This window comes from Streptomyces sp. FXJ1.172 (assembly GCF_001636945.3).
Taxonomy (GTDB): domain Bacteria; phylum Actinomycetota; class Actinomycetes; order Streptomycetales; family Streptomycetaceae; genus Streptomyces.
Genome location: NZ_CP119133.2, coordinates 1256214 through 1270091 on the forward strand (window position 1 = coordinate 1256214; position 13878 = coordinate 1270091).

At 70.6% G+C, this 13878-nt stretch carries 6 protein-coding genes and 1 pseudogene; 6 read left to right on the forward strand and 1 reads right to left on the reverse strand.

All coding sequences use genetic code 11. The annotated features are described in order from the left end of the window. Window positions 1–6: 6 nt before the first annotated feature. The gene (locus tag A6P39_RS06040; protein ID WP_067051413.1) at window positions 7–1026 is read left to right on the forward strand and encodes a zinc-dependent alcohol dehydrogenase; all 1020 of its coding nucleotides are present in this window, start codon (window positions 7–9) and stop codon (window positions 1024–1026) included. Window positions 1027–1112: 86 nt separating this feature from the next. Here A6P39_RS06040 and A6P39_RS45410 read toward each other — a convergent pair. Further along, window positions 1113–1370 (reverse strand): annotated as a pseudogene (locus A6P39_RS45410) (IS1380 family transposase); the annotation flags it as partial. Between the two features lie 98 nt (window positions 1371–1468). Here A6P39_RS45410 and A6P39_RS06045 point away from each other — a divergent pair. Genes A6P39_RS06045 through A6P39_RS06065 form a run of 5 tightly spaced genes read left to right on the forward strand, consistent with a single transcriptional unit; the run spans window position 1469 to window position 13799 of the window. Continuing rightward, entirely contained in the window at window positions 1469–4726 is a 3258-nt protein-coding gene (locus A6P39_RS06045; RefSeq protein ID WP_275883812.1) for a type I polyketide synthase, read from the forward strand. Window positions 4727–4775: 49 nt separating this feature from the next. Further along, window positions 4776–11372 carry a type I polyketide synthase gene (locus A6P39_RS06050; protein WP_275883813.1) on the forward strand — a complete coding sequence of 2199 codons (6597 nt, stop codon included), beginning with the start codon at window positions 4776–4778 and terminating at the stop codon, window positions 11370–11372. Further along, window positions 11369–11803, forward strand: a complete 435-nt coding sequence (locus tag A6P39_RS06055) for a DUF3291 domain-containing protein (RefSeq protein ID WP_067044805.1) — start codon at window positions 11369–11371, stop codon at window positions 11801–11803. Before A6P39_RS06050 ends, A6P39_RS06055 begins: the two co-directional genes overlap by 4 nt. A 12-nt stretch (window positions 11804–11815) precedes the next feature. After that, window positions 11816–13012, forward strand: a complete 1197-nt coding sequence (locus tag A6P39_RS06060) for an acyl-CoA dehydrogenase family protein (RefSeq protein ID WP_067044802.1) — start codon at window positions 11816–11818, stop codon at window positions 13010–13012. Window positions 13013–13067: 55 nt separating this feature from the next. Then, on the forward strand, window positions 13068–13799 hold the full coding sequence (locus tag A6P39_RS06065) for a thioesterase II family protein (RefSeq protein WP_331454097.1): 732 nt from the start codon (window positions 13068–13070) through the stop codon (window positions 13797–13799). Window positions 13800–13878: the final 79 nt, after the last annotated feature.

Sequence of the window (13878 nt, forward strand, 5' to 3'; positions counted from 1 at the left end):
TGGGGAATGCGGACAGCGAGGCTTCACGGAACCGCGGACCTGCGGGTCGGGGACGAGCCGGCGCCGGAGGCCGGCGAGGGTGAGACCCTGGTGCGGGTGACCGCGGTAGGGATTTGCGGGTCGGACCTGCATTGGTACGAAGACGGCGCGATCGGCGACGCGAAGCTGGAACGGCCGCTGGTGCCCGGGCACGAGGGCGCCGGCGAGATCGTGGCCGGGCCGCGGCGCGGGGAGCGGGTCGCGATCGACCCGGCGATCCCGTGCGAGACGTGCCAGGCGTGCCGGGACGGGCGCCGGAACCTGTGCTACAGCATCCTGTTCTCCGGGCACGGGGTGACGGACGGGATGATGCGCGAGGTCATGCCGTGGCCGTCACATCGGCTGCACCCGCTGCCCGACACGGTGTCCGACGCGAGCGGCGCGATGCTGGAGCCCCTGGGCGTCGCGCTGTGGGCACTTGACCTGGGACAGGTGCCGTTCGGCGGCACGGTGGCAGTTGTGGGCTGTGGCCCCGTCGGCCTGCTGCTGATCCAACTGCTGCGTGCCGCCGGGGTGTCCCGCCTGATCGCGGTCGAGCCGCTCCCCCACCGGCGTGAAGCCGCCGCCAAGTGGGGCGCCGACGAGGTCCTCGCCCCGTCTCCCGTCTCCGCGTCCGCCCTTGCCCCCGCGGCGGCGCTTCCCGACTTTTCCTCCTACGGCGTTGACGTCGCCTTCGAGATGGCCGGGAACGACGACGCGGTACACATCGCCATGGAGTCCGTACGACCGGGCGGGCGCGTGGTGCTCGGCGGCATCCCGGGCTCGGACACGACGACGTTCCGCGCCTCGCTCGCGCGCGGCAAGGAACTGACCATCGCGATGGTGCGCCGGATGAACGAGGTCTACCCGCGCGCCATCGACCTCGCCGCGCGCGGCGTGGTGGCGCTCGACCCCCTGGTGACGTCCCGGGTCCCGCTGGCCGACGCGCCCGCCGCGTTTGCCGCCGCCCAGCGCCGCACTGGCCTGAAAGTCATCATCACGCCGTAACCGTCGTCGGCCGTCCGGTTCTCGATGGCCGTAGCCTGCCTGGCCTCGAACCTCGTGCATGCAGGGCGCCGTCCCGGGGCCCGGATTTCGGCGCGGACCAGCGTCCCTCGCCCGCGTCGGCGCATCTTCGGCAGCTGGGCCAGGGCGAGGCGGGCTGTTCCGAGCCGGCCGACGGCGGTGTCACTGCCCCCGTTTTCCCGGCCGCAACAGGGCCCGCGACCGGTTCGCAGGGCCCCCGATCCGTGGTCCGCACACGGGACCGGCCGATGATGGCCGAAGGTCTTCTTCCAGGTCGCGGCGGCATCCTGCTTCTCGGAGTGCACCAGCACCCGTACGCCGTCGACGGGACGCCAACCCGGCGCGGAAGGTTAGGGGTTGACCCCCAGGAGCGCGTCTGCTTAGCCTGAATTCGCTACGCCGAATGATGTAGTCGGCAGCCCTGTTGCAATTGACCTCGGGCTTGAGGGGGACGATGTCCGATTTAGCGGCGAGCGGCATACTGACGGAGCCGATCGCAATCATCGGGATGGCATGCCGGTACCCCGGGGGTTTGGCATCTCCCGAAGAACTGTGGGAATTCCTCACAGCCGGCTCCGAGGCCATATCCGATTTTCCCGCCGACCGGGGGTGGGACCTCGACCGTCTCCACTCGGATTCCGATCAGCCCGGTTCCAGCTCTGTGAACCGGGGCGGGTTCCTCGACGCCGCCGAATTTGACGCCGCGTTTTTCAGCGTATCGCCGCGAGAGGCGGTCGCCATGCACCCCGAACAGCGTATCCTGCTCGAGGTCTCATGGGAGGCATGTGAACGCGCCATGCTGGACCCGCTATCGGTGAGCGGGATGAACATGGGCGTGTTCGCGGCGCGGCTGTCGACCGAATACGGTCCGCCGATGCATCTGGCACCGGACGGCTCCGCCGGGCTGATGCTCACCGGGAACATACCCAGCGCGATCAGCGGCCGGATCGCCTACACGCTGGGGGTCGTCGGGCCGGCGATCACGATAGACACCGCCTCTTCCGGTTCTCTGGTCGCGATCCACCTCGCGGTGCAGTCGCTCCGGGCCGGGGAATGCGACCTCGCACTGGCCGGGGGCGTCTCGGTCATGCCGGCGCCGGGGCTCTTCACCGAGTTCACCAGGCAGCAGGGGCTCGCGCCGGACGGCCGGCCGAAGCCTTTCGCCGCTGACGCGGACGGCACCGTCTGGTCCGAGGGGGCGGGCATGGTCATGCTCGCCCGGCTGTCGGATGCCCGGGCGAAAGGTCATCCGGTGCTCGCGGTGATCCGGGGCTCCGCCGTCAACTCCGATGGCGCGACCGAGGGCCTGGCCGTGCCGAGCGCTGCCGCGCAGGAACGGCTGATCGTCCGGGCGCTGGCCAACGCCGGTCTGTCGCCCGCCGATGTGGACGCGGTGGAGGCACACGGCTCGGGGACCAGGGCCGGTGACCGGGCAGAGGCACTGGCCCTGATCGCGGCCTATGGGGTCGAGCGTCCGGCGGAGCGGCCGTTATGGGTGGGGAGTGTGAAGTCGAACATCGGTCACTCCCAGGCAGCCGCCGGTGTGGCAGGCGTGATCAAGACAGTGATGGCCCTGCAGCACGAAGTGCTGCCGAGCCTGGTCCACTTCTCCTCCCCGTCACCTCACGTGGACTGGGAAGGCAGCAACGTGGTCCCGCTGGCGAAGGCAGTGGAGTGGCCACGAACACAACGGCCGCGGCGCTGCGGAGTGTCGTCGTTCGGGATCAGCGGCACCAACGCCCACGTCATCGTAGAAGAAGCACCCCAGGAAACATCCCAGCAAACGCCGGACGATGTGCCGCAGACCGGCGGTCCCGGTGGCGCGGACACGGCACAGCCGAGCGTGGTGCCCTGGGTCGTGTCCGCGCGAAGTGAGGCGGCACTGCGGGCACAGGCGGCGGGACTGCTCACGGTGGCACAGGCCGAACGGCCCCAGGACGTCGGGTTCTCACTCGCGGTCACCCGCTCCCGCTTCGACCACCGGGCCGTGGTCCTCGGCTCCACACGCGAGGAACTGACGTCAGCACTGGCATCGTTGTCGCGCGGGGAACCGACACCCCACGTGGTACGCGCAACCGCATGGACGGACCCACGACCGGTCTTCGTCTTCCCCGGACAGGGAGGACAGTGGCCGGGCATGGCCACAGCCCTCGCCCAATCCTCACCCGTCTTCGCCACATCCCTGGCCGAATGCGGCGAAGCACTGCGACACCATGTGCCCTGGTCCCTCGAAGAGGTACTGAAAGGCACGGCCGGAGCACCCGGTCTCGACCGCGTCGACGTCGTACAACCGGTCCTGTGGGCAGTGATGGTCTCACTGGCCAAGGTGTGGCGGGCGTACGGAGTGGAACCGGCCGCCGTGGTCGGCCACTCCCAGGGAGAGATCGCCGCGGCATGCGTCGCCGGCGCCCTGTCACTGGACGACGCAGCACGAGTGGTAGCGCGTCGCAGCCAGCTCGTCGTACCGCTTTCCGGCAGCGGAGCCATGCTGTCGCTGGGGCTGGGGGCCGCGGAGGCGCGGGAGCGGACGGCCCGGTGGGGCACGCGACTGTCGGTGGCCGCGGTGAACGGCCCGGGATCGGTGGCGGTGAGCGGCGACGCCGAAGCGGTCGCGGAACTGCAGGCCGAATGCGAGGCCGCCGGCATCCGTGCGCGCACCATCAACGCGGATTACGCGTCACACAGCAACCACGTCGAGCCGGTCAGGCAAGAGTTGCTGGACGCGCTGGCGGGGGTGCGGCCGCGGACGGGATCAGTACCGATGATCTCGACGGTGACCGGCGAACCGATCGGCCACGACGAACTCGACGCCGAGTACTGGTGGCGCAACCTGCGCCGGACCGTGGAATTCGAGACCGCCTCACACCACCTCCTCACAACAGGCCACCACCTGTTCATCGAGATCAGCCCCCACCCCGTACTCGCATTCGGCCTGGAAGGCACCATCGAAGCCGCACAAGCCGACGCCACGGTCATCGGCACACTGCGCCGCGACGACGGCGGACCGCACCGCATGACCACCTCCCTCGCCCAGGCCCACACCCACGGCGCCCCCGTCGACTGGAACACCTACTTCACCCCGGCCCGCCCCCACCGCATCCCCCTGCCCACCTACCCCTTCCAACGCCAGCGCTACTGGCTCACCGCGCCCGGTCTGCCCGTGGCCGACGGGTATCCGGCCGCCGGCGCCGGCCCCGCCACGGCGCCCGCCGAACAGGAGCCGCCGGCCGCCGCCGGCGGCGGACCGGTCACCACCCCGGGCGATGTACAGGACCTGCTGGCGGGCGAGATCGCCGCCGTGCTCGGCCTGGAAGCGTCGGCCCAGGTGACGACCGGCCTCTCGTTCAAGGCGCTGGGGTTCGAGTCGATGACCGGCGTGGAACTCCGCAACCGGCTGTGCGCCGCGACGGGGCTCAGGCTGCCGACCACCCTCATCTACGACTACCCGTCACCGCGCCAGCTGGCCGACCACCTGCTCGCCGAACTCGGCCCGGGCAGCCCCGACGACGCCGGCGACAACGCCGTCCCGGTACCCGTCGGACACGACGCCGCCCAGGTACCCGCCGGTCGCAACGCCACGCCCGTGCCCGCTGCCCGCGTCGAGCGCGCGCTCGACGACATGGACGGCGACGAACTCGTGCGGCTGGCGCTGCGCAGACAGCCCCCACATGACATCGGCTGATCAGCCATCAGCTGTCTGTTCCGGTATCGCTCATGCTTGAGGAGGCACGTTGAACACGTCCGTTGACGAATTGGTCGAAGCACTGCGCGAGTCGTTGAAGGAGAACGAGCGGCTCAAGGCGAGGATCACCGAGCCGATCGCGATCATCGGGATGTCGTGCAGGTTCCCCGGCGGTGTGATGTCGCCGGAGGACTTGTGGGAACTCGTGGCGGCTGACGGCGACGCGATCGCGCCGTTCCCCACCGACCGCGGCTGGGACACCGACGGCCTCCATCACCCCGACGCGGATCACCCTGGTACGACCCCCGTGCGCGAGGGCGGGTTCCTGCGGGACGCCGCCTACTTCGACGCGGGGTTCTTCGGGATCACGCCGCGGGAGGCCGCTGCCATCAACCCGCAGCAGCGGCTCCTGCTCGAATGCGCGTGGGAGTCCTTCGAGCGGGCCGGCATCGACCCGGCCACCCTCGTCGGCAGCCGCACCGGCGTCTTCACCGGTGTGATCTACCAGGACTACAGCGTCCCACTGCAGTCCCCGCCCCATGACGCGGAGGGGTACCTGCTGACCGGTGAGCTGGCGAGTGTGGCCTCTGGCCGGATCGCCTACACGATGGGCCTGCAGGGGCCGGCGATCACGCTCGATACGGCGTGCTCCTCGTCGCTCGTCGCACTGCACGCGGCGGCCGAATCGCTGCGCCGCGGCGAGTGCTCGCTCGCGCTGGCGGGCGGCGCGACGGTGATGTGCCATCCGCGCGTGATCACCGAGATGTCCAGGCAGGGCGCGCTCTCGCCCGACGGCCGGTCCAAGCCGTTCTCCGACAGCGCGGACGGGGCGGGGTGGGGCGAGGGCGCCGGACTTCTCCTCCTGGAGCGGCTGTCGGACGCCCAGGCGAACGGCCATCGGGTGCTCGCGGTGATCCGCGGCTCCGCCGTCAACTCCGATGGCGCGAGCAACGGCCTGACCGCGCCGAACGGGCCGTCGCAGCAACGGGTCATCCGCGACGCCCTGCGGGCCTCGGGCCTGTCGCCCGCCGATGTGGACGCGGTGGAGGCACATGGAACCGGCACCACGCTCGGAGACCCGATCGAGGCAGGCGCCCTGATCGCGGCCTATGGGGTCGAGCGTCCGGCGGAGCGGCCGTTATGGGTGGGGAGTGTGAAGTCGAACATCGGTCACTCCCAGGCAGCCGCCGGTGTGGCAGGCGTGATCAAGACAGTGATGGCCCTGCAGCACGAAGTGCTGCCGAGCCTGGTCCACTTCTCCTCCCCGTCACCTCACGTGGACTGGGAAGGCAGCAACGTGGTCCCGCTGGCGAAGGCAGTGGAGTGGCCACGAACACAACGGCCGCGGCGCTGCGGAGTGTCGTCGTTCGGGATCAGCGGCACCAACGCCCACGTCATCGTAGAAGAAGCACCCCAGGAAACATCCCAGCAAACGCCGGACGATGTGCCGCAGACCGGCGGTCCCGGTGGCGCGGACACGGCACAGCCGAGCGTGGTGCCCTGGGTCGTGTCCGCGCGAAGTGAGGCGGCACTGCGGGCACAGGCGGCGGGACTGCTCACGGTGGCACAGGCCGAACGGCCCCAGGACGTCGGGTTCTCACTCGCGGTCACCCGCTCCCGCTTCGACCACCGGGCCGTGGTCCTCGGCTCCACACGCGAGGAACTGACGTCAGCACTGGCATCGTTGTCGCGCGGGGAACCGACACCCCACGTGGTACGCGCAACCGCATGGACGGACCCACGACCGGTCTTCGTCTTCCCCGGACAGGGAGGACAGTGGCCGGGCATGGCCACAGCCCTCGCCCAATCCTCACCCGTCTTCGCCACATCCCTGGCCGAATGCGGCGAAGCACTGCGACACCATGTGCCCTGGTCCCTCGAAGAAGTACTGAAAGGCACGGCCGGAGCACCCGGTCTCGACCGCGTCGACGTCGTACAACCGGTCCTGTGGGCAGTGATGGTCTCACTGGCCAAGGTGTGGCGGGCGTACGGAGTGGAACCGGCCGCCGTGGTCGGCCACTCCCAGGGAGAGATCGCCGCGGCATGCGTCGCCGGCGCCCTGTCACTGGACGACGCAGCACGAGTGGTCGCCCTGCGCAGCCGTGCGCTGGTGCCGCTGTTGGGAAACGGGGCGATGCTGTCGCTGGGGCTGGGGGCCGCGGAGGCGCGGGAGCGGACGGCCCGGTGGGGCACACGACTGTCGGTGGCCGCGGTGAACGGCCCGGAGTCGGTGGCGGTGAGCGGCGACGCCGAAGCGGTCGCGGAACTGCAGGCCGAATGCGAGGCCGCCGGTATCGTCGCCCGCACCATCAACGTCGACTACGCGTCGCACAGTGGTCATGTCGAGCCGGTCAGGCAAGAGTTGCTGGACGCGCTGGCGGGGGTGCGGCCGCGGACGGGATCAGTACCGATGATCTCGACAGTGACCGGCGAACCGATCGGCCACGACGAACTCGACGCCGAGTACTGGTGGCGCAACCTGCGCCGGACCGTGGAATTCGAGACCGCCTCACACCACCTGCTCACAACAGGCCACCACCTGTTCATCGAGATCAGCCCCCACCCCGTACTCGCATTCGGCCTGGAAGGCACCATCGAAGCCGCACAAGCCGACGCCACGGTCATCGGCACACTGCGCCGCGACGACGGCGGCCCGCACCGCATGACCACCTCCCTCGCCCAGGCCCACACCCACGGCGCCCCCGTCGACTGGAACACCTACTTCACCCCGGCCCGCCCCCACCGCATCCCCCTGCCCACCTACCCCTTCCAACGCCAGCGCTACTGGCTGAGCGAATCGCCGCCCGCCGGGCTGACCGATCTCGCCGCCGCCGGGCTCGAGCGTCCCGCGCACCCGCTCATCGGTGCCGGTGTGCAACTCGCGGACACGGACGGGCACTTGTTCACCGCCCGCCTGTCGCTCGACAGCCATCCGTGGCTGGCGGACCACGCTGTCGGACAGGACGTGGTCCTCCCTGGCACCGCCATCCTGGAACTCGCTTTGCGGGCAGGGGAACAGGTGGGTGCCGAATGGGTGGATGAGCTGGTCCTCGAGGCCCCGCTGGTGCTGCCCGACGATGACACCGTCCAAGTCCAGCTCACCGTCAGCGCCGTTGACGAGGAGGGGAGGCGTCGTGTCAGCGTGCACTCCCGGCGCGGTGGCATCGGTGAGTGGGTCCGCCATGCGACCGGTGTGGTGTCCCCGTCGTGGGAGCCGCCGTACGACGGGTTCGCCGAGTGGCCGCCGGCCGGTGCCGAGCCGATGGCTGTGGACGCCGTGTACGACCTGGCAGACCGGGCCGGGATGTCATACGGCCCCGTCTTCCGCGGCCTGAAGCGCCTGTGGCGGCGCGGCGACGAGTTCTTCGCGGAATCTCGCCTGCCTGCGGAGATCGCCCCGGACGCCGAGCGGTACGGCCTGCATCCGGCACTGGCCGACGCGGTGCTGCACGGCTGCCTGGCGGCGATGGACGGCAAGAACGCGCTCAAGAAGGAAGCGGTCCTGCCGTTCACCTGGACGGGCGCCGGCCTGTACGCGTTCGGGGCCGCCGCGGTCCGCGCACGCATCAGGACGACGGGCGACGCCGAATTCAGCGTCGATCTCGCCGACGACGCGGGAAACCCCGTCGGCCGGATCGCGACGCTGGCCTTCCGGCCCGCCGGGCCCCTGCTGCGGGGCACGGCGCAGGCGCTGTCCGCGGTCCGGTGGACCTCGCTGGCCACCCCTCCGGTCGACGCCCTGCCCGACGGGGGGCTCTGGGTGCTCGCCACCGGCGGCGATGCCCTGGGCCGCCTGTTCTCCGACGCCGACGTCGAGTTCGGCACCTGTGAGGATGCCGCGTCGGCGGCTCGCCGGTCCGGTCCGGTGCTGCTCGATGTCTCCCCCACCGCCGGCATCGGCGACACCACCGGCGACGACCCCGGCGCCGACGGCCGTGCTGCGGCCGGCCGCTTGGCCCGTGCGGCCGTCGACGACGTACGGCAGGTGCTCTCCGGGATGCGCGAGTGGCTGGCCGCCACCGGGGACTCCCCGGCCCGGCTCGCGGTGATCACGCACCGCGCGGTCGGGACGGTGCCCGAGGAGGACGTGGCCGATCTCGCAGGCGCCGCGGTATGGGGCCTGGTCAGAACGGCTCAGGCCGAGTATCCCGGCCGGTTCGTCCTGGTGGACGTCGACGACGAGCCGTCGTCCGCCAAAGCGCTGCTGCCGGCCTTGCGGACCGCGGAGGAACAGATCGCGATCCGCGGCGGTCACCTGAGCACGCCGCGGATCGGTCCGCTGCGCAGCGAGTCGGCGGCCCCGCCGCTGGCCGGCCCGGATCGGACCGTGCTGATCACGGGGGGAACCGGCGGACTCGGCGGGCTGCTCGCGCGGCATCTGGCGGCAGAGCACGGAATCCGGCACCTGGTGCTGGCCGGCCGACGCGGCGAAGCCTCCCCCGGGGCCCGCGAACTCGTCGCGGAGCTGGCCGAACTCGGGGCGTCCGCCCGGATCGCGGCCTGCGACGTCGCCGACTACGACGCGGTGTCCGAGCTGCTCAACTCCATCCCCGCCGACCGGCCGCTCGGGGCGGTGATCCACGCGGCCGGAGTCCTCGACGACGGGACCGTCGAGACGCTCACCGACGCCCAGATCGAGCGCGTCATGCGCGCCAAGGTGGACGGCGCCGTGAACCTGCATCTGCTGACCAGGGACTGCGAGCTGGCCAGCTTCATCATGTACTCATCGGTGGCGGGTGTCCTCGGCACGCCGGGGCAGGCCAACTACGCGGCGGGCAACGCCCTCCTCGACGCCCTGGTGCACCACCGCCGGGCGCGAGGGCTGCCGGGCGTCTCGATGGCCTGGGGGCCGTGGGAACGCGACACCGGCATGACCGGGGGCCTGACCGAGGCGGACCACGCCCGGCTCGCCCGGTGGGGACTGCTGCCCCTGGACGCCCAGGACGGCTGTGCGCTGTTCGACGCGGCCCGCGCCGCCGACAGCCCGCTCGCCGTCCCCTGCCGTATCCAGTTGACCAGGGCTCTTGACGCCCAGCTCATCCCGGCGATGCTCCGGGACATGGTCCGGGACGCGCCGCGGCTCCGCCAGGCCAAGAGCGCGGTGAAGGTGGACACCAGCGCGGGAGAACGTGAGCGGCTCCGCGCATTCCTCACCGGCCTGCCCGCCACGCGGCGGCACGCCGAACTGGTCCGGATCGTCGCCCAGCACGCCGCCGAGGTCGCGAACCTCCCCTCGGCCGACGATGTCGCCACCGACCTGCCGCTGATGGCGATCGGGTTCGATTCCCTGGCGTCTCTCGAACTCCGCAACCGGCTCGTGCACTTGCTCGGGCTGACCGGACACCTGTCGGCCAACGCCGTCTTCCAGACTCCGACGCCCGACGGGCTCGCGGCACGCATCGCCGCGATCTTGGCCGACGAGGACGAGACGCCCCCGGCGCCGGCTCAGGAGGCACCCCAGGCGCACGTGCGGCTGGCGGACGATGTCGTTCCCGCCGCGGACCTCGCCCCCGCCTCCCTGGCAGGCGCCCAGCACCTGTTCGTCACCGGGGGAACGGGATTCCTCGGCGCCTTCGTGCTGCGCGAACTGCTCGACCGGACATCGGCCACCCTGCACTGCCTGGTGAATGCGGCCGACGCCGACGAGGGCGCGGCACGGTTGCGGGACACGATGCGCCGGTACCGGCTCCGGGACGATGACGTGTCCGACCGGCTGGTTCCGGTGCCCGGGGATCTCGCCAGGCCTCTTCTCGGCCTGACGGAGGACGAGTTCGACGCGCTGGCCAAGACGGCCGACGGCGTCTTCCACTGCGACACCGTCGGCGACGAGCTGGACGTTTTTGAGGATCCCGAGCCCGGGCCCGCGAACGCGGCCGCGACCGCGACCGAGGATGTGCTGCGGCTGGCCGCGCGGCACCGGACGGTGCCGGTGCACCACGTCTCGACGCTCGCCGTCTTCGGGCAGCCGGGTGCCGACGGGCAGCCGCTGGCGGAGGACTCGCTCACCGGCCCGTCCTCGGCCCTGTCGCATGGTCATGAGCGGAGCATGTGGGTCGCGGAGGGGCTGGTCGCCATCGCGCGCGAACGCGGGCTGCCCGTCTCGGTGTACCGGCTGTCCCGGGCGTTCGGCCACCACGAGACAGGGGCATGCCGGGCGGAGGACCTGCTCTGGCGTGTCGTGAAAGGCTGCGTCCAGGCGGGCGCGGCCCCCATGACCGAGCTGGCCGGCGACATCATCCCCGTCGACTACGCGGCGGCGGCCGTTGCCGCGCTGGCCTGCGACGGGCAGTCGCTCGGCGGGACATTCCACCTGTCCAACCCGGACCGGGTGCCCTTCGCCTCGGTCATCGCCGCCCTCACCGCCCGCGGCTACCCCCTGGCGGAGCTTCCGCCGGGACTGTGGGCCGAGATAGTGGGCGGCGATCCGGACAACGCCGCCTACCCGGTGCTCGAGGCCTTCTCCGAGATCGCGCTGAACCCCGATGGCCGCGGCGACCTGACATTCGAGTCCGCCGCCACGCGCGCCACGCTCGCTTCTGTCGGCGTGTCCTGCCCCCCGGTGACCACCGGGACACTGGCCGCGACCATCGACTACTTCATCGAGACGGGATACCTGCCGACCCCCCAGGAGGCTTCCAGGCGATGAGCGGCTCCTACCACATCGCCCAGGCGAACATCCTCTACGCGGTCGACTCGCTGAAGTCGGAGACCCTCGCCGACTTCCATGAGCTGGCCCTGACCGTGGACGCCCTTGCCCGCAAGGCGCCGGGGTTCGTCTTCCGGCTTGAATCCCTGTTCGATCTCCCCGAAGACCCGTACATGGTGAACATCTCGGTATGGGAGACGCTGGAGGCGCTGCGGGACTTCACCTACGGGGGCGAGCACGCCGACTCCCTCCGGATACGCCGGAAATGGTTCAAGCCGCCGCGGGGTGCTCCGTCGGTCCTGTGGTGGCTGCCCGCGGGCAGCCTGCCCGACGTCGATGAGAGCATGGCCCGGCTCGGGATGCTCAACGCCAAGGGACCGACCCCGGAAGCCTTCACCTTCCGGCGCTCCTTCCCGCCGCCCCTGTCCTGAAAGGACGAAGCGATGCATCCTGAGAACCAAGCGCCGACGTCGTCGCCGCAAGAAGTGCTGCGGGCGTTCCGTGAGTTCGCGCGCACCACTCTTCTCGGGCACGACGCGGAGTTCGACTCGGGCGCGGAGCCGCCCCTGGAGCTTTACCAGCCGCTGCACAAGATGGGGCTGCTGAACTGGTGGCTGCCCACGGAGTACGGTGGCGCGGGCCTCGGCCTGGCCGACAGTGTCGACATCGTGTCGGAACTGGCCTACGCCGACGCGGGATCGGCGTTCACACTCCTGATCTCCATCCTCAGCAGCTCGATGGTTTCGCTGTACGGATCGCCGGAGCTGAAAGAGGAGTTCCTCACGGCGATGACGCGCGACGGCGGCTACTCGGCCGCCCTGGGCAGCGAGCGGGAGGCCGGGAGCGAGCTGATCAACCTCACGACCACGCTGACCAGGCGCGGCGACAACGTGGTGCTCAACGGCGAGAAGATGTTCTCGACCAACTCCGGCTTCGCGGACTACCTCGTCGTGTTCGCCAAGTCCGCCGGGGAAAGGGAAAAGGCCGCCTCCTACCATGCGGTCCTGGTGCCCCGCGGCACCCCGGGTGCCCAGGTGGTCAAACGATGGGACATGATCGGCCTCCGGTCCGCAGGCACCTACCAGGTGTCGTTCGCCGACTGCGTCGTGCCGCGCGGCAACGTCCTGAACGGCCCCGGACTCAAGATCATCGAGGTCGGCCTCAACTCCAGCAGGATCTTGATCGGGGCCATCGCGCTCGGCGTGGCCAGGAGAATCCGCGATGTCTGCCTGGACTACGCGATCACGAAACCGCTGGCCGGCCACACGCTCATCGAGAACGCCGTCTTCGCGAGCAAGCTGGGGCAGATGGAGATGCAGATCGAGGTCATGCGCAACCAGTGCCTCACGGCCGCGCGTGAGTACGACGACGTCATGGCGATGGCCGACCCGCCGGCCGAATTCCTCCGCCGCGGCGCCCTGCGGTCCGCGTTGACCACCAAGATGTTCTGCGGCCAGACCGGCTGGCAGATCGCCACCGTGGGATCGGAGATGTTCGGCGGCCTGGGCTACACGACGGACCTGCCCATATCCAAGTACCTCCGGGACATCAGGGCGGTGACCATCGTCGAGGCCGGGGACGACGTGTTGCGTGAACTCGTCTTCCGGCGGTTCGTGCTCCCTCCCAATCGTCGGATCTGAGGTATCGATCATGGTTCAGAGGTCACTGAAGAAGCCGTCGCCGTGGCTGCAGCATGTGGTCTCCGGCACCCGGCCGGGCGATGTCTGTCTGGTGTGCGTTCCGCCGGCCGGCGGCGCCGCCGGCGCGTACTGGACCTGGACGCAATGGCTGCCGCCACAGGTGGACCTGCTCATCGTGCAGCCGCCGGGGCGGGAGGACCGCGACGCGGAGCCAGCGGGGTGGACGCTCGATCAACTGCGCCATGAGTTCACGCAGGCGTTGGCCGGCCTGCCGGACGTGCCGTATTGCGTGCTGGGCCACAGCATGGGCGCGCTGGTGGGCACGCACATCGCGACCTGGCTGGCGCCTGCCAGGGATGTGCGAAGGGTGATCGTCAGCTCGTACCGGCCGGACCCGAGCGAGAGCCGCTTTTCCCGCGTGTTTCCAGGCGGGAACATCGATGAGATCGACCTGGCGCAGCTGGAGGTGGTGAGCGGGATCGGCGCTGAAGAATGGCGCCGTCTGCCCGCGGAGTTCCGGGTGTCACTGACGCGGCGATATTACGCGGACCTGGCGTTGTCCGCACAGTTGCCGGTGCCTTCGGAACCGGTCCTGGACTGCCCGGTGACCGCGTGGCTCGGCGACCGCGATTTTATGACCGACGGCGAGATGACGGCCTGGTCGAAACTCACTACGGGTACCTACGAGGTTCAGTCCTGGCCGGGAGGCCACGACTACATCTTCGCCCGGCCCTCGCCGGTACGGGAGCGGCTCGTCGAACTCATCGGCCCCGGCCCGCGCGGCTGAGCAGCGGTGCGGGGTGCCCGGCGGGGTACCGAAGGCCTGGCACGCGATCGTGACCTCGATCGCGGCCCGCTGATCCAGG